Here is a 17,732-nt window from a genome sequence, read left to right on the forward strand (position 1 = left end):
GTTTTTCTTTCGAGAAAACCTTAATGGCATAGATTAACATAACCAGAGAAGAAATTAACCAGACCAGAACTTTATAAATATATGCTCCTCCTCTTACGAGATAGTTGGGTAAAAGGAGGGAGAGAAGGATAAGAAGGAGCAAAACCAGCCCTTTCCGCTCGATGATTGTCTTTTTTTGTGTTTCTTCCGTAGTGGTTATAGATTCTTTTCTTTCTCCTCGAAAGACAAAACTCATCACCCAGCCGACAATAAAAGCCATAAAAAGAGCAGCTACAATTCTTGAAATAACCATTCCTCCGCCGAGGATGTTTCCAGTGTAGGTCAGAGCAAGGATATTAGCGGCAGGTGCAACCCAGAGAACAATAAAGGCAACTCCAATTCCTGCACCTCCGTAGTAAAGACCACTCGCAACAGGGATAACAGTGCAGGAGCAAGCTGCAAGAAAGAAACTCGAAATACTCGCAAGAGGAAAAGACCTGCTCTTCCTTGTTTCTTCGCCAAGATGCTCTAAAATAGCATTGCGATTAATGAATGTTACAATTGCCCCTGCAAGAAGAAATGCCGGAACAAGACAGGTCAGAATATGTGTGGCAGCATAGTCCTTTAACGCTAAAAATCCAGATTTTATTATTTCCAAAAACATTGTTTTACTCCTTCTTCCTGATTTCTTTTTTTCTGCATCTTTTCAGATTTTTCAAATCTTCCGGAGAAAGAACCACCTCTTTTTTCAATTCATCAATCAATTTACTTTTGCATATCCCCGGATTTGCAGAATAAATAATCCGTTGGCCTTCTCTTTTATTCTCAATCAACCCCGCCTCCTTTAAGATTCTCAAACAATGTGAAATTCTCGGTTGTTTCATATTGAGAATATTCATCAATTCACAAACACAAAGCTCGCTCCGGGTAAGCAAAAGAAAAATCCTCAACCTCGTCTCGTCCGAAAGAGCATTAAAAATTTTCAAAAATTTCTCCATCTTTTTCTCCTTTTAATTTAAATATATTAAAATATTGTAATATATTAATATATTATCCGTTTTTGTCAAGTGGGTTAGTATCCGAAATTTACGATTTTTGTTTAAAAACATAATGAAATATTTTAAGGGATTGCAATTTTAAAATCGTTAGATTCCTGAAAGTGTGCCTCTTGACAACATAATTGAATTTTTGTAAAATTAAAAAAGTACGAAAAAGGGAAAATAAAAATCTATGAGATTTAATGATTCATCGAAGAGATTGTTGGTTAAAAGAATCAGCTATTTGGGGCTAACGATAGTTCAAATTTCAGGTTATTCTTATTTAATATTATGATAAATCTATTCGTTTTTGTTATATTTGTATACTTTCCGCCTATAGGTGGTATACCTCTTGAAAATCCGGAACCTGGAGATATAACCTCTAAATTTCTCCTACAGGGTGTATACCAGAAATGGAACATTCAATCATTAGACTACAAAGATCCGCAAAAAGATTTATCTTATAATTATTATGTTTTCATACCGGAGAGATTATACATTTCTTTTGGGTGTAAGTCTTTTAATATTATTGGAGGATTAGAGAAAAGTTGCTCTTTCGCTTTCAAAGGAAATTATATAATTAAGGACAATTTTTATCCTTTCTTTTTTGGTGTTTATACAAATAACTTTTTGCTACGATTCTCTGGAGCGTATGGCGGTTTGTCCAGCAGTGACGAAACAGTAAATTTTATGCAGGCAGGCAGTGAATTTTTATTCTTTTCTCAAGATAACAACAACCGGCGTATTAATTTCGTTTCTCTTGGACTTAAAATGTTACGTTCTGGACTTTCAGATAAAATTTATGTGGTAGGTTCTTTAATATTGGGTGATGAATTTCCTCTTTTGTCAGGGATTAATCTTAATTCCTCTTTCGAAACAGGACTTAAGCCTTACATATTTAGTTATAATATCTACAATCCCGAACAAGGTATATGGGTTAGATATTCGTTTTTCGCGGAATTAGGAATAAGAGAAAGAGAAGAAAATTACTTATGGGGTATTTCATTAGCAAAAAAAGACCTGTTGACTACAGGGAATATAGTTGGCTTTTCAATTGGTGGCATAGAAATTAAAGGAATTTATGAATTTTTCTTAAGAGATTGGGGGACAGGTATTTCACTTTCTTATTATTTTGGAGGAGATAAAAAGGTGGTAAAAGGTAACATAATGGAGATAGGATTAAAATTATGCAGAAAATAAGTAACATTCTTTTATCTCTGCTTCTTTTGTCGTGTTCTCGAACTGTCTATCAGGTCACCTATTCCAATGTATGTGGCTCCAAAGAGAATTTCATTTATACTTCTAAAGAAACAGATTTATCTTGTCAAACTTTCAATTTTTTGGGTGGTTATTACGAAGGGTCAAATCCCCCTCAAAGGAGGGCAATAGTAGGAATAAACATTCAGACCAATTTTGAAGAGGAAATTTATTTGTTTAGAGAGCCACCTCAAGGCACATGGGGTTCACTGGATGTTTCGAATGACCTCAAGAAAATTGCCGTAGTATTAAATGATACCCTCTGCATAATTTCAAGAGAAAGTGAGGAAATAATTGCCAAAATAGTAGAAGGAAGAAATCCCTGTTTTTTCCCTTCTGCTGATAGTCTCCTCTATGCCTATTTGGGGTCAGGTCTTGAATTTTGAATTTAATTAACGCTTCTTTTTAAGGGATTTACTCCACCCAATTTCTATTATAATTATAACAAAAAACAAACAGGTCAATATAAAAACTCTTAAGAGAAAACGCAAAATTAGTAAAACCGAAAAAGATAAATTTCTCTATTACAGAATTGGACTTTTTGAAATAAAGGTGCTTGCTCTTATATTTGTTCTGGAATTAAATAAAAACAAAATTCCGCTCAAAAATTCAAAAAGAGACCTTGCCCCAAATTTTTAGGAAGTGGTTTTAATAACCCTTGAGAGAATACAAGCTCTTTATTCTACAAGGATAAATATCACATTCTCCACGGAGAAATCGGTAATATTTTGTAAACGGTATTCTTGAACCCGTTGCGAGAGACAAAAACTGCTATGATGTTCGCTTTAATTTCGGGCATTCACGGAAATCTAGAATCTCTTTTTGCCATGGTTCTGTATCTTGAAAATTATGAAGAAAAGATAGATAAGTCTTGAAGACATTGTTGGTTATGGATCTGACCATGGGGAGTGCATAAATATTACCAGAGAAATTTCCGATGTTATTCTTGCCGGCAATTATGATTTTGTGGGTTACTAAGAGATATAGAAAGACTTCAATAGCTATGCGAAGAAAGCGGCTTCCTGGGGTATAGATGCTCTTGACGAAGCCGAGATAAATTTTCTGAAAGTCCTGCCACTAAAATATTAAAAAAAAAAATAGATTTGTTCATTCTTCATTGCATTGCCATCTAAGATACGAACCATCGGCCTTAAGTCTAGAGTCAAAATAAGTAAAACATTATTTTCTACTGGCTTTGTGTTTAATATTACTGCCAATTATTTTTAAACTCCTGACTCGTAACTTGCCTAGGTATTGACAAATATTAATAACTCTCCTAATATTACACATATATTCAGGATTTTCTCGGGGAGAAAATAAAAAACGAGTCTAGAAAAACGTCAAAGTTTTAGGCGTATATAGCCAGACTCAAAAAGCAGGAAAAGTCTAGAGGTGTACTTATTTTATAAAAGACAGAAAAGAGTTTATAAGTACAAAAAATGAGTCTTATAAAAGGGGGAGTTATGAAATCTTTTAAAAATTTATTGTTTATTTTGGTCACAATGTTTACATTGTTAAGGTCTTTACTTTCTTATGCAATCCCACCTCCACCTCAAGAACCAACCATTGTCGAAGTTCGAACTGCTGCGCCCGGAGTGATTGCTGTTATTGTCCAAACAGGTCCACACGGCAGTGATTATGTTAATCCTATTGATAAATCTACATCTTCTTATAAAGTTGATGGACAGAATCCTGTTGCGGTTTACCTTTATTCGGTTCCCTACGATGAGCTTCCTTACGATTGGGGGGACCCCCAACGCGATTACTGGGTAACGGTTCGTCACCGTATATATCTGGATATTGGTAAGGCTTTCGAGAATAATCATCTTTATTCAATCTCAACACCTTATGGAGATACAACTCTAATTTACAATGATCGAACAACATTGTGCGAGGCAATTAAGGTAAATCAGGTTGGTTATCACAAGGACAGCCGTGTTCGTTATGCGGTATTGGGAGTGTTTCTTGGGGACGGTGGTTCACGGGAGTTTGAGACTTTGCCAACTTATGAGGTAATAAGAGAGTCAGATGGAGCTATTGTAAAGTCCGGGACTGCTGTTTTCATTAAGGCTGATACTGCAATCATTAGATATCCTGCTACTTGTGGAGAATTTGTTTACAGGTTAGATTTGAGAGGGATTCCGGAAGGAGGTCCTTACTATGTATCAATTCCCGGTTTTGGTAGGTCCTGGCCATTTGGAGTAGGGACGGATTACACAAGATTTATTGCATATACATATATGAGAGGTATGTATCACCAAAGATGCGGAATTGCTCTTGAACAACCATTTACCGAATACACAAGAGCAATTTGTCATACACATGCGGAAGATATTAGATATCCACTTGAAGGAAACGATAAGATACCAATTTTCGATTATGATAAGCCAATATTCGAAATTAGAGGAGGTTACCACGATGCTGGAGATTATGACCGTCGTCCTCTTCATGTAGATATGCCTATTTTTATGCTTGGTTATTACGAGGCTTTCAAGAACCATTTTATTGATGGACAGTACAATATTCCGGAGTCAGGTAATGGTATTCCCGATATATTCGATGAAGCAATGTGGGGAGCTCTTGTTTGGGAATATCTTCAGGTAACTGACCCAACTGACCCAGACTATGGTGGAGTAAGAAGCGGAACTGAAATGGACGGATATACAGGTTACGGTTGGGCTAGTGCAGCTACAGAAGAAACTGTCCTGGGGCTTATTTACGGTACATGGGAAGTAACAATAGACGTAACATCAAAATCCTGCGGTTTGTTTGCGCAGATTTCAAGACTCCTAACAGAAGGAGGGTGGTTACCTGAGAAGGCTGCAGATTTAAGAACAAGAGCGGAACTGGCTTGGCAATATTTAGAGCGCAAACTTGATATTAATGCTGTAACTAGTCATCGTTATGGTTTCACCTATGCGGCTCTTCAAATGTATCTTTTAACAGGTGAAGAGAAGTATCATAACATCTTTAAGGTTGCTGCGGACCATTGTTTTATTAATCCGGATACACTTGCAGCAAAATATCCTGAGTGTTGGGGAGGTGGTAATCCATATACCCATGCAGGGACTTCACATTTTATCAGTTATCTTCTCCCCCAGAAATACCCGATTGACGAGACAACTGCTCAAGGACTTAAAAATATAATTTTTAAAGCTGTGGATCGTGGTGGATATATGAAATTTTTCCCTGAAAATGAATCCTATCCAAGCGGATGTATGCAATCTATTGGATGGGGAGCAGCAACCTGTCAGGGTATCTACGCAGATATTTATGTATTCGCTTACCTTTTAACAAACGATGCTGAGAAGAAACAACAATACTTTGATATCATAAGTCAGTTTGCAGATTACGCCATCGGATTAAATCCACTTGGTATGTCGTTTGTAACAGGATTAGGTTTTGTTCAACCTGTTTGTCCCACTCATGATGATTCTTACTACACAAAGAACGGACTTTCAGACGGGGTAACATCTGATCACGTCGGGAAACCGAAAGGTAATGTTCCAGGCCTTCTGATTTTTGGTACTGCATGGGGATATAGTTCAAACCCAAGTAGTCAAAGGGTTGCAACCAAGCTATACCCAAGTTGGGAGAGTTTACCTTATTATAAGCGTTGGGCAGATGGATGGTCGTTCTTTTCTTGCGATGAGGTTGGAACAGATAAAACCTTATGGAACGCACTTATGTATGCGTTTCTTTACAATGCATCCGAAGACCCAAATGCCGACAATTTTACCAACCCAAACCCTCCTGATAACTGGCCACCTTCTCCGCCTATCGGTTTATATTTTCTGTTGTCCCCTCCTCACCCGAATCCTTTTAATGAAACCACTACTATTAATTTTACTGTAGGAGGGGGAGGAAAAGTTAAACTTGCGATATACGATTTAGTTGGTAGAGAAATCAAAGTTCTACTTAATGAATATCTTTCGGAGGGCAGTTATCCTAAGACCTGGGACGGGACAGATGAAAGTGGGAATAAGGTTGCAAGTGGTATATATTTCTGCCGACTCAGCGGAGAAAGAAGAGAATCCCTTTCTGAGAAGGTGATATTCTTGAAATAAAAAAATCTAACCCAAATTTACTAAAAATTTCTATAACATACCGGAAACAAGGGCCTTGACCTTTCAGAATTACAGGTTCTAAATTTTTGTTCTTTTTGCCTCAATTGAGCTAGAATTTCAAATATTTTTTAAATAATGAAAAGCATTCTTCTACATTTAAAAAAGAGTATATAATTATCCAACTCCTAATAACTTTCATTTTTCTTTGGTAATTTAGTATTTCCTAAATTAAGCACAGCCCTATCCGTTACCTCTCTCCGTTAGGTAAGAGGCCATAAGAGAAGACAACGGAGGATCCAAAATTAAACAAAAACCCTTTAACTTTATATATTTTGGAAAACACAAAAATAGAATTTATAGAGGTATTCGCTTAACTTTTTTACTTTCAAAGAAAACTCGCTTTTAACATTTGCAAATACTAGATATATGGGTATAAAATTTTTCAGAGAGCAGTTAGTTGTTTTCTCGGAGAAATGGCAAACCTGGGTTAGACCAAAAATACACTCTACCTATGCTGTAGAAAGATAAAAATTCACCTCCTATTCTAGAATAGACTGTAGCGATAAAGTCTCTCTCACCCCATCCATTTAGACCTATCGGAAACCATCTCGAATAATCAGAGTTGTTCAAAAATCAAGACCTGACCCCAATTTGGCAATTTGGCAAAACACCGCTCGAACAAAAACAAATTAAGAATAAAAATAAATTTCTTCTCAAAAGTTTAGAGCACCTACACTATCTCCTCATAATACCCCTTGACATTATTTTAAATTTGATTATAATTATTATGTGATTGAAATGATTTCAAGTTTAAAACAAATAAAAGATATTTTAAAAGAAGCAGGTTTAAGACCAACCTACCAGCGGATAAGAATAATCGAGACTATTTACAAATATCGTTATGAACATCCAAGTGTTGAAACAATTTACAATGAACTTAAAAACGAACTACCTATTATTTCAATGACTACAGTATATAATACGATGAATGCAATGTTAAATAAAAAACTCCTTCAAGCCTTAACCATTACAGGAATAGACACCCATTACGATCCAAACTTATCTCTCCATCACCATTTCTATTGTAATAATTGTCATAAAATTTACGACATTAAAATCAAATGCCCTTTTGGTAACGAGAAAAAGAAAACTATTGAGGGTCATAAAATTGATGAGGTGCATGGATATTTTAAAGGAATTTGTAAAAATTGTTTAGAGACCACTAAAAAAGAAACAAAAGAATAAATAATGGTAAAGTTAATAAAAAGGAGGATTTATGATGAACCTTAATAATATATTCCAAACTGCGGATTGGAAAAAAGAAAAACATACACCAGTGATTGAAGCACCTTTAAAGGCAAAAAAAGGAGAAAATTTTAAAGTGACAGTTTGTGTTGGAAAAGAGATTCCTCATCCCAATACAACAGAACATCATATTGTTTGGATTGATTTATACTTCCACCCCGAAGCCGAAAAATTTCCTTATCATATTGGGAGATTTGAATTTCTATCTCATGGAGCCTCGACAAATGGCCCAAATACAAGCACGGTCTACACTCATCCAGAAGTAACCCTGACATTTAAGACAGAAAAGCCTGGAACTATTATTGCATTCTCTTATTGTAATATCCATGGACTTTGGCAAAACTCCCAAGAGATAAAGGTAGAATAACTTTAAGCGAGAGCAATCGTTCTTTTGAAGAGGGCGGATGCCACAAATAATACACAAAATTTAGAATTTTATAAAATGGAAAAAGCGTAGAAAAAACTATAACTCCTATCACTTAAAACAGAAAAATTCATATAAAAATGTATAAAGAAATGTAAGGATACTTATGGAGCACCAAACAATAAATTTAGCAAGTTTTAAAAAGGAGGAATTTGTGGACAAAATAACAGAAAAAAGAATGCCCCTTTTGGGAGACAATTTCCCAGAGATAGAAGTGCAGACAACCCTTGGTGTTATGAAATTACCAAAGACCTTCTATGGCAAATGGTTTGTCCTTTTCAGCCATCCGGCGGATTTTACTCCAGTATGCACAACTGAGTTTGTTGCTTTTCAGAAAAGATATGAAAAATTCAGAGCATTGAATTGTGAACTCATAGGACTTAGCGTTGATCAGGTCTTTTCTCATATCAAATGGGAAGAATGGATAAAAGAGAAATTAGGTATTGAGATTCAATTTCCAATTATTGCCGATACAGGTGCGGTAGCTGAGACTCTTGGTCTTATTCATCCTGGTAAAGGAACGAATACTGTCAGGGCGGTCTTCATTGTAGATGACAAAGGCAAAATAAGAATAATTCTTTACTATCCCCAAGAACTTGGTAGGAATATAGATGAGATTTTAAGAGCTCTTGAGGCGATGCAGATTTCCGATAAATATGGGGTTGCAATGCCCGCAAATTGGCCAAACAATGAAATTGTAAAAGACCATGTGATTGTTCCTCCTCCAAAGGATGTTAAAACAGCAAAAGATAGAGTTAAAAAGGCAAAAATTGGTGAATTTGAGTGTTTTGATTGGTGGCTCTGTCATAAGAAACTAAAAATAAACGAAAAAAGAAGATGACAAAAGGTAAAGTTGAAAATATGGGGTATCAGATTAATTTCTGGTACCCCATATTTTACTTTTTAATTGTTGAAATAATAATTTTGATGTAAATTAATAAAAATGGAAATGAGTATTCAGAAACTTCACCCTCTCATATTAGCTCTTCTAGCTGGTTGTTTCACCTGGGGCCTAACTGCTATTGGCTCTATGCTTGTATTTTTAACAAAAGAAGTAAGTCAAAAGTTTTTTGATAGCATGTTGGGTTTTGCTGGTGGGGTTATGATTGCAGCAAGCTTTTGGTCTCTTCTTGCGCCAGCAATTGAAATATCAAAAAAAACTACTCCTAATCTCTCCTGGTTACCACCCACGGTTGGATTTATATTAGGTGCAGTCTCATTAAGAATCATAGACATAATATTACCTCATCTTCATCTAGGCTTTCCTATTATAGAATCAGAAGGGATAAAAACCTCTTGGCATCGAAGTGTTTTGTTGGTTTTGGCAATTACACTTCACAATATTCCTGAAGGGCTTGCTGTAGGAGTGGCTTTTGGCTCTGTTACCAAAGACCTTCCAGAAGCAACATTAAGAGGAGCAACCGCATTGATGTTAGGGATAGGAATTCAGAATATTCCTGAAGGTTTTGCAGTTTCAATCTCTCTTTACCGTGAAAAATTAACAAGATTTAAAAGTTTCTGGTTTGGTCAACTTTCAGGTGTTGTAGAACCAATCTCTGCAGTTATTGGTTGTTTTACAGTGTTATGGGCACATTTCCTTTTACCTTATGCATTGAGTTTTGCAGCAGGTGCTATGATTTTCGTGGTTGTGGAAGAGGTAATACCTGAATCACAACGAAATGGTAATGTAGAATTTGCTACGGGTGGCACAATTATCGGATTTTTAATTATGATGATCTTGGATGTTACCTTCGGATAAAAAAGCTTTTGGGGACTAAAGAATGTAAAATAAAAAGTTGCTTTCCCTTGACTTTCTCCTAATCTATTCCAATTCAAACATCACTATAGATTTTGGGGGTAAACTTACTATTAGTCTATCATCTTCTAATTTGAATTTTTCAAAAGGCTTTATATTGACCTCCTCGGTCTTCCCAAAGTCGTTAAAAGCATTCATTCTTTCAGCAGTAATTATCTCGGCGGAACCCTTTTCTACGTTACTTCCAAGAATCTTACATTCAAGTTCCTTAACATTATTAGGATCAAGATTTACTATACTAATGTGAATTTTCCCATCTTTATCTCTTGAGGCTGATACATTTAAAGACTTAATCTTCTCTTCACCATATGAATATTCCTCACACTCCAGCTTAGTCGGCAATAATGTAGCATCTTGGTGAACCGAGAACATTTTGAATACATAATACGTCGGTGTTAACACTATCTGTTCATCTTTTGTTATAATTACAGATTGGAGAACATTTACTAATTGAGCAAGATTTGCCATCTTCACTCGGTCGCAGTGATTATTGAAAATATTAAGGCTTATTGCCGCAACTATTGCATCGCGAAGAGAATTCTGTTGATATAAGAAAGCCGGATTAACCCCAGGTTCTACATCATACCAAGTCCCCCATTCATCTACTACAAGTCCAATCCTCTTCTCTGGATCATATCTATCCATTATCTCTGAATGTTTTTTTATTAATTCATCTAAATAGAGAGCCTTTTGCAATATTATAAACCATTCTTTTTCAGTGAAGTTTATTGCAGACCCCTTTTTGTTCCAGTCTATTACTGTATAATAATGCAAAGAATAACCACTCATATAATCCTGAAGCCAAGTATCCGTATTTTTCCATTTCTTCATTATTATCTCAGTCCAGTTAAAGTCTTCTGGAAGTCCACTTGAGGCAATTTTGTATAATTTCGTCTCCCCATAATTCTTCATAAAAAAAGAATATCTTGATAAAACATTAGCATAGTAATCCGCAGACATAATTCCACCGCAACCCCATGTTTCGTTGCCGATTCCCCAGAATTTCACATTCCATGGCTTTAATCTACCATTTTTGTGTCTTAACTTAACCATTGGTATATCATAAGTAGAATTTACATATTCAACCCACTCACTTGCTTCTCTTACCGTGCCACTTCCAACATTAACCGAAATGTAAGGTTCAGCACCAAGTAACTCACAAAATTCCAAAAATTCGTGAGTTCCAAAACTATTGTCTTCAACAACTCCACCCCAAGTTGTATTCACGATTCTCGGTCTTTTACTGTATGGACCAATTCCTTCCTTCCAGTGATAAGTATCTGCAAAACAACCACCGGGCCAACGAATAACAGGAACATGAATAGCCTTAAGAGCAGTAAGGACGTCTTTTCTATATCCCCGAATGTTAGGAATTTTTGAATTTCTCCCAACCCATATACCACCATATATACAACGTCCAAGGTGCTCCGCAAAATGCCCATATATAAACTTGCTAATTTTTTGTTCGGCCGAGTCCGCTCTTACGACCAACTTATTAATTGGACGTTGAGCGAAAACATTTAACGCAAAAAATAACACCAAACAAATTATAAAATATCTCTTCATTTTTAACCTCCTAATTTAAAAATTCCTTTTAAACTATCTTTCTAAAGCCGTCTTAATTCTTATTTGTAATTATAAAATAAAAAATAAAAGAGGTCAAGACTAAAAGATCTTCTTATTTAGAAAGCAAAAATTTATCTAAGATTTCTAATTCCACAAAATTTAATATTATAAACGTTTTACTTTTATTTACCAAATCCTCAACCCATTTTCCATATTGCAAAATTTAAAACCGAAGCAAAGCTCACCCAAAGAATATAAGGAATCAACAATATACCTGCTACTTTAGACAAAGAATAAAAAAGAATAATTGTCATAAGTATGGCTATCCATAAAAATATAATTTCAACAAAAGCTAAAAAAGGAGACCTTAACCCAAAAAACAAAAAAGACCATAATATATTAAAAGCAAGTTGTAAAATAAAAACCATAATTGCTATTCTTACATTCTTATCACTTAATCCAATCCTTAAAATAAAATATAAAGAGATCCCCATTAATAAAAACAAAATTGTCCAAACTGGCGCAAAGACCCAGTTTGGAGGAGTGAATGAAGGCTTATTTATATTTGCATACCAACCTGGAATTGAAGGGGTTGTAAATAAAGAACCAATAAGACCTGCAAATTGACAAATTATTATACTTATAAAAAAATTTAAAATCTCATTTATTTTACTTCTGTACATTTTCCTCCTTAAATATCCCCACCAAAGAATGACAGAGGGGGTTAGACCAGCTTATTAAAAATAAAAAGTTTTTTAAAAACTAAAAATAGAAAAAATCACTTTTTCTCTTGTTGCTCCTGTTTTTTTCTCTCACAAGGTTTACATCCCTTTGTCTCTTTACCCACAATAGATTCTACTAACCAACCAATTCTCTCCTCCGATTTTTCAACTTTACCGTCGCTTTTAGGATAAGATAATCTGCACCGAAGGAGCCAACCTGGAATGCTGCTTTCAGCCAGGTATTCCACTCCCTCTTCTCTAAAAATCGGTTTGAACACATTAGTATAATTAGGCCCTTCTTTACCATCCAAAACAACAAACCATCTGTTATCTTTTTTCGCCCTAAAAGTAAAGTGCTTGCTGTCAGGACTGAACTGAACATAACCAATCTCATCATATTTCTCTGACACTACACTTCCATCAAGCACAACGAACCATTTCTCCCCTTCCCTTGCTCCGTAAATAAGATGTTTACCACAAGGACTAAATATCGGGGTACGAACTAAGATATCATCATATTCAGGACCTTCCTTTCCATTTGTTACAACAAACCACTTTTGACCTCTATTTGCAACATAAGCAAAACTTTTACCGTCAGGAGAAAGAGTAATACTCTCGCCATTACCTCCAATAGCATCGTATTCAGGACCCTCTTTACCATTTACAACCACAACCCACTTTTCCCCTTTCATCACCGCATATGCAATCCTGTTGTCCTTAGGTCCAAATTTAACAGGATGTATGGTTGTGTACATTTCATACTTGGGACTTTCTTTCCCATCAATCACTACAATGTGTTTTCCGTCCTTCATTGCACTATAGGCAATATGCTTTCCATCAGGACTAAAAACAGGATTATCTACCCAATCATATTTTTTCCCTTCCTTCTCATCCCAAACCACACATTGTAAATTATTACTGTCTGTTGCAACATATGCGATGTGTTCGCCACAAGGGCTAATTATTGGTTCAGAAACAAAGTTATACTCTTTACCAGCCTTTCCATCAAAGACAATACATTGTTTATTCCCTTTTCTTGCCATATAAGCAAAGTGTTCGTTATCAGGACTAAAAGTGCAATAACCTACAAAATCATGCCCTCCCTGAGGCATAACTACCCCATCAAGCACAACAAACCATCTATTTCCCAATTGTGCACCAAAAGCAAAGTGTTCACTACTTGGACTAAAGGTAAGAGAGCTCATATTAATATCTTCAAAACCAGGGAATGCTCTAAAACCTGGATTTACCACACCATCCACAACTATTGACCATTTTTCTCCACCTTTCGTGGTATAAGCTATTCTCTTCCCATCCCCACTAAACACAATAGCTCCTATATTGTCATATTCAATAGAATCAACTTTTCCGTCTATTACCATCACCAACTTACCATCCTCCCTTCGCTCAGCCCAAGCTACATGTAATTCATCTTGACTACGTGCCACTATAGCTATCTTTTCTTCTTCAGCTTTAGAAACCCCTTTTTTGCATCCGATCATTAAGCCTAATAGAATGACCACTATAACAAACAATGCATCTCTTCTTTTTCTTTCCATAACAAAAGCTCCTTCTTACCTTTATTTGTTTCAGTAAAGTTCTGCCCGGTCCCTATATTTGGAACCGGGCAGCAGATAAATTTATCTTCTTTGCTTACTTCGCCTCAAAGTGGCTCCAGGAATAATTACCAACATATTTAATAATCCACGCTCCATTTATCTTTGCTGGCATCTGACTGGCTGAAACATATTTATTTGTGAGATCAACTCCGTTCACATTGAGTTCCTGTAGATTCCAGGAGTTAATGTAGTTGCAGGAAGTCAAAGACCAGCAGAAAGTTCCTGAGCCATCTTTTGTGAATGGCGCACTTATTGAAGTCGGATTACTGCAGGGTGCAGTTCCACCTCCACTTGTCGTCGTCGTTGTTCCACTTGTAGTCGTAGTTGTTGTTGTGCCGCTTGTAGTAGTTGTTGTGCTTGGCCACCACCACCACCATCCACTGGTTGTAGTTGTTGAACCACTTGTCGTGGTGGTAGTTGAAGTGCTAGTGGTAGTAGCGCTTGTTGTTGTGGTAGTTGAAGTGCTAGTGGTTGTCGAACCACCTCCACCACAAGTAAAGGTAGCTGTTCCAGATCCAACCCAATGAGTATACCACTCACTATTAGGAACAGAGACAGTAGCACTACCACTACCTGAACTCCAAGATTCCACTGCTACCACTTGATAGTTATTGCTACCCACACTTAATCCCAGGCTTTTCCACCCATTATAATGACAGTTCATATCTATAGGTTGACTACCTCCACTAGCAAAATACTGAGTAAAAGTCGCAGTACCCTCAATAGAAGGTTGATTCACCCTCTGCTCTGTCCCCACTGTCCAAGTTGTCCCACTACAAGTATAAGAACCTTTTGTTGAGCCTCCACTCCTTGGGATATAATATTCTACCAGCGGGTTTTGAAGCCAACCATAAACCCCTGGTCCCCAATTACAACCGCTGCAACTACCAGAGTAACTTATGGTTCTTGTTGAACCAGTGCTCCAACCTAAACCTGTAACAAAATTAGCACTACTGAAAGTAACCTTAAAACTCCCAGCGGTGCAGCTACCTGATGAATAGTCATCTCTCGTCTTACCAGATCCTACATCCATTTTTGACGGAGCTGTTGGATGATTTTGACATCCCCAGATGAAGACTATTGCTGCTAAAACAATTGTTCCAATTATTATTAATAAACGCCTTAAATTCATTTATTCCTCCTTTAACATCTAAATTTAAAAACTTCTAAATAAAAACACCTCTAATTTCCTTCACCCCCTTTCCTTTCCCAAATCTTCTTTCTAAAATAACTTGGAAAGGAAGGGGGCTAGTCAAATAAACTTATTTCTTAAAATTAAATACCAGTACCTAAACGTTTCTCCCCCTTTAATTATTGTTTAATAAATAAATTGATAAAAACAAAAAGTCAATAAGAGCAATTTCCTTACTTTTGAATAAGCAAATGGATTACTTAAGATATAGTCTTCTCATTAAAATTTATGATAATCAGTTAATTTTTCCAACAATTTTCTCATTACCTTTTTATCAACAAAAATAAAGCTTCACTTCTTGTTGCTATAAAAATGCTTTCTTAACTCTATAAAATTAAATTTTACAAACGTTTAAATCTCCCTTAATTTTAAGAAAACTGCCCGGAAAAACCGGGCAGTTTTCTTCGGAATTACAACTACAGTTTACTTACCCTCAACTAAATGTCACCGTAACCAATGCAACCATTGCAATGTAACCACTCGCAGTAGCTCTTGCCGCACTTATTATTTGAACTATCCCAGCATCCTGTATTGTAGCTCTGGTTTTCTGACTGACGGGTTGAGCCATTCACCTGAATATAATCTACCTGAACATCCCTACCACTTCCATCATTGGTAAAGCATACATTAGTTCCACCACTTCTTGTAGTAGTAGCAGTATAATTTGACATACTCGTTGATAAAGTCCAGGTAGCAACTGTGCTTCCACCTACTGTCAACTGAATCTGCTCGCTCCCAGATGTTCCTCTTGCCCTCACTACAATGGTTTTTGAGCCACCACTAGTTGTAGTGGTTGTTCCACTTGTCGTTGTAGTTGTTGTTGAGCCACTTGTAGTCGTAGTTGTTGTTGAGCCACTACTACCGCAAGAATAAGATACTGAACCAGATTCAGACCAAACTGAATACCAGTTCGCACCACTAACTGTCATAGTAGCACTTCCAGTATTCCCACTCCAACCTTCTGCCAACACTATCTGATAATTCTGACTTCCTACAGAAGCTCCAAGATTCCTCCAAGCGTTAAAGTGACAACCCATATCAACAGGGCTTGCTGTACTTCCACTGCAGTTATACTGCTGGAAAGTCTTAGTTCCTTCAATGGAAGGCGCATTGTTTCGGGTAGTTATCTGCAGGGTATATGAACGACCATTGCAGGAATAAGAACCTTTGCTTGACCCTCCACTCTTCCCAATATAATATTCTACAAGTGGGTTCTGCAACCATCCATAAACACCAAGACCCCAGCTGCAACCACTACAGCTACCGGACCAGCTTATAGTTCTAGAGGCTCCTGAACTCCACCCTTGACCAGCAGTAAAAACTGCATTTTGGAAAGTAACTTTAAAAGTTCCGGAACAGCTACCTGAACTATATCCTCTCACTTTGGTTCCTGCATCTATCTTTGACTCAGGAGCTGTTGGATGATTCTGACATCCCCAGATGAAGACTATTGCTGCTAAAACAATTGTTCCAAATATTATTAATAAACGCCTTAAACTCATTTATCCTCCTTTTAACATCTAAATTTAAAAACTTCTAAATAAAAACACCTCTAATTTCCTTTGCCCCCTTTCCTTTCCAAATCTCCCTTTCCTTCTAACCTAAGTAATTTAGGAAAGGAAAGGGGTAATTAAATAAATTTATTCTTCTCCAATAAATGAAACTCAACTTCTTTTGATCTTTTTACTTCAACTAAAAACCAAAATCTAACCATTTTTCACCCCTAAATAATTTTTATCTTAATTTCTACTCTTATTTTAATTAAAATATTTAAAAAGTCAATTTAGGAAAATTCCTTATCTTTGAGGGGGTATTTGGATTATAATTACAATTGCCTATCTTATTTACTTACTTCGGCATACTCGAAAACCCTGATCAGGACCCTTACCGCTTGCTTCAAAGCTACCTCTAAAAGAAGACTCACAGCAATACTCAGCACCCATCCAACCCCCACCTCTCCAAACCCTTTCCTTAGATTCTGTTCTATCGCCCTCATACCATTCCCAGCACCATTCTCTTACATTACCTGATAGATCATAAAGCCCAAGTTCATTCGGCTTCTTAAGACCCACAGGTTTTGTTTTATTATTATTATTCTCTATAATAGGCCAAGACCAATATCCTTTTAGGTATTCATCTCCAGAATTCCTCCAATACCAAGCAACTTTATCCACATTATTGCTTCCGCTATATGTATAATTTTTGCTTTTCTGCCCTCCACTTGCAGCATATTCCCACTCCACCTCTCGGGGTAGGCGGTAACCATTTGCGTTCGGATTGATTGTCACTATCCATTTTATAGTATCAATATCATTATTGTTTTCCGGATCTTTTTTTGTTTTATCTATATTATAATAGGGTTCCAAGCCTTCTTTTATACTCCTCTTATTACAATATTCAATACAATCATACCAACTTACCATTTCTACTGGTAAATTATCTCCTTTGAATTTTGAAGGATTATTACCCATTACCTCAACCCACTCTTTTTGGGTAACCTCGTATCTACCAATATAAAAATCCGAGATTATTACGTTTTTTCCATAATAGTTGGATTTCGTATTCTTAAAAGGCCCACCTTTTACAAGAACAAGATCTCCAGGCTTTCCTCGTGAACAAGAACTTGTAATAGCTAAAAATGACAAAAGAAGAAATAAATTTTTCCTCATTAAATACCTCCTTTGAGAAACTTTTTATATTACCCTTTTTCTAATTAATAAACGGTTTTTTACCCTAATCCTACTACAA

Annotated in this window: 16 protein-coding genes; 7 read left to right on the forward strand and 9 right to left on the reverse strand. The window is 36.2% G+C overall.

What is annotated here, in order from left to right:
* A partial coding sequence (locus ABIN61_05660; protein ID MEO0293690.1) for a permease occupies positions 1-643 on the reverse strand: 643 nt, incomplete at its 3' end.
* A gap of 4 nt (positions 644-647) precedes the next feature.
* Positions 648-977 (reverse strand): metalloregulator ArsR/SmtB family transcription factor, encoded by a 330-nt coding sequence (locus ABIN61_05665; GenBank protein ID MEO0293691.1) that lies wholly within the window; start codon positions 975-977, stop codon positions 648-650.
* 330 nt (positions 978-1,307) lie between these two features.
* On the opposite strand from ABIN61_05665, the gene ABIN61_05670 reads away from it, so the two are divergent.
* Positions 1,308-2,216, forward strand: a complete 909-nt coding sequence (locus ABIN61_05670) for a hypothetical protein (GenBank protein MEO0293692.1) — start codon at positions 1,308-1,310, stop codon at positions 2,214-2,216.
* Positions 2,204-2,659, forward strand: a complete 456-nt coding sequence (locus tag ABIN61_05675; GenBank protein MEO0293693.1) for a hypothetical protein — start codon at positions 2,204-2,206, stop codon at positions 2,657-2,659. The genes ABIN61_05670 and ABIN61_05675 overlap by 13 nt, the downstream gene beginning before the upstream one ends.
* A 699-nt stretch (positions 2,660-3,358) precedes the next feature.
* On the opposite strand, the gene ABIN61_05680 is transcribed toward ABIN61_05675, so the two are convergent.
* Entirely contained in the window at positions 3,359-3,490 is a 132-nt protein-coding gene (locus ABIN61_05680) for a hypothetical protein (protein MEO0293694.1), read from the reverse strand.
* Between the two features lie 246 nt (positions 3,491-3,736).
* On the opposite strand from ABIN61_05680, the gene ABIN61_05685 reads away from it, so the two are divergent.
* From ABIN61_05685 to ABIN61_05705, 5 genes are all read left to right on the forward strand, one after another.
* Positions 3,737-6,340: a glycoside hydrolase family 9 protein gene (locus tag ABIN61_05685; protein ID MEO0293695.1), complete on the forward strand. Its 2,604-nt coding sequence runs from the start codon at positions 3,737-3,739 to the stop codon at positions 6,338-6,340.
* A 798-nt stretch (positions 6,341-7,138) separates the two neighbouring features.
* The gene (locus tag ABIN61_05690; protein MEO0293696.1) at positions 7,139-7,585 is read left to right on the forward strand and encodes a Fur family transcriptional regulator; all 447 of its coding nucleotides are present in this window, start codon (positions 7,139-7,141) and stop codon (positions 7,583-7,585) included.
* A gap of 34 nt (positions 7,586-7,619) precedes the next feature.
* A complete protein-coding gene (locus tag ABIN61_05695; protein MEO0293697.1) occupies positions 7,620-8,012 on the forward strand; it encodes a class II SORL domain-containing protein in 393 nt (130 codons plus the stop codon).
* A gap of 211 nt (positions 8,013-8,223) precedes the next feature.
* Complete coding sequence (locus ABIN61_05700) at positions 8,224-8,910, forward strand: peroxiredoxin (protein ID MEO0293698.1); 687 nt, start codon at positions 8,224-8,226, stop codon at positions 8,908-8,910.
* 108 nt (positions 8,911-9,018) lie between these two features.
* Positions 9,019-9,828 carry a ZIP family metal transporter gene (locus ABIN61_05705; protein MEO0293699.1) on the forward strand — a complete coding sequence of 270 codons (810 nt, stop codon included), beginning with the start codon at positions 9,019-9,021 and terminating at the stop codon, positions 9,826-9,828.
* A 63-nt stretch (positions 9,829-9,891) separates the two neighbouring features.
* Here the strand turns inward: ABIN61_05705 and ABIN61_05710 are convergent, their stop codons facing one another.
* From ABIN61_05710 to ABIN61_05735, 6 genes are all read right to left on the reverse strand, one after another.
* The gene (locus ABIN61_05710) at positions 9,892-11,451 is read right to left on the reverse strand and encodes an alpha-N-arabinofuranosidase (GenBank protein ID MEO0293700.1); all 1,560 of its coding nucleotides are present in this window, start codon (positions 11,449-11,451) and stop codon (positions 9,892-9,894) included.
* A 197-nt stretch (positions 11,452-11,648) separates the two neighbouring features.
* Positions 11,649-12,134 carry a TspO/MBR family protein gene (locus ABIN61_05715; protein ID MEO0293701.1) on the reverse strand — a complete coding sequence of 162 codons (486 nt, stop codon included), beginning with the start codon at positions 12,132-12,134 and terminating at the stop codon, positions 11,649-11,651.
* Between the two features lie 95 nt (positions 12,135-12,229).
* Positions 12,230-13,732, reverse strand: coding sequence for a hypothetical protein (locus tag ABIN61_05720; GenBank protein MEO0293702.1), 1,503 nt, complete (start codon positions 13,730-13,732; stop codon positions 12,230-12,232).
* Between the two features lie 94 nt (positions 13,733-13,826).
* The gene (locus tag ABIN61_05725; protein MEO0293703.1) at positions 13,827-14,924 is read right to left on the reverse strand and encodes a glycoside hydrolase family 11 protein; all 1,098 of its coding nucleotides are present in this window, start codon (positions 14,922-14,924) and stop codon (positions 13,827-13,829) included.
* A gap of 497 nt (positions 14,925-15,421) precedes the next feature.
* Entirely contained in the window at positions 15,422-16,486 is a 1,065-nt protein-coding gene (locus ABIN61_05730; GenBank protein ID MEO0293704.1) for a glycoside hydrolase family 11 protein, read from the reverse strand.
* 342 nt (positions 16,487-16,828) lie between these two features.
* A complete protein-coding gene (locus ABIN61_05735) occupies positions 16,829-17,653 on the reverse strand; it encodes an SUMF1/EgtB/PvdO family nonheme iron enzyme (GenBank protein MEO0293705.1) in 825 nt (274 codons plus the stop codon).
* Between the last annotated feature and the right edge of the window lie 79 nt (positions 17,654-17,732).

The sequence above is a fragment of the candidate division WOR-3 bacterium genome, assembly GCA_039804165.1.
Classification (GTDB): domain Bacteria; phylum Hydrothermota; class UBA3072; order UBA3072; family UBA3072; genus JAFGHJ01.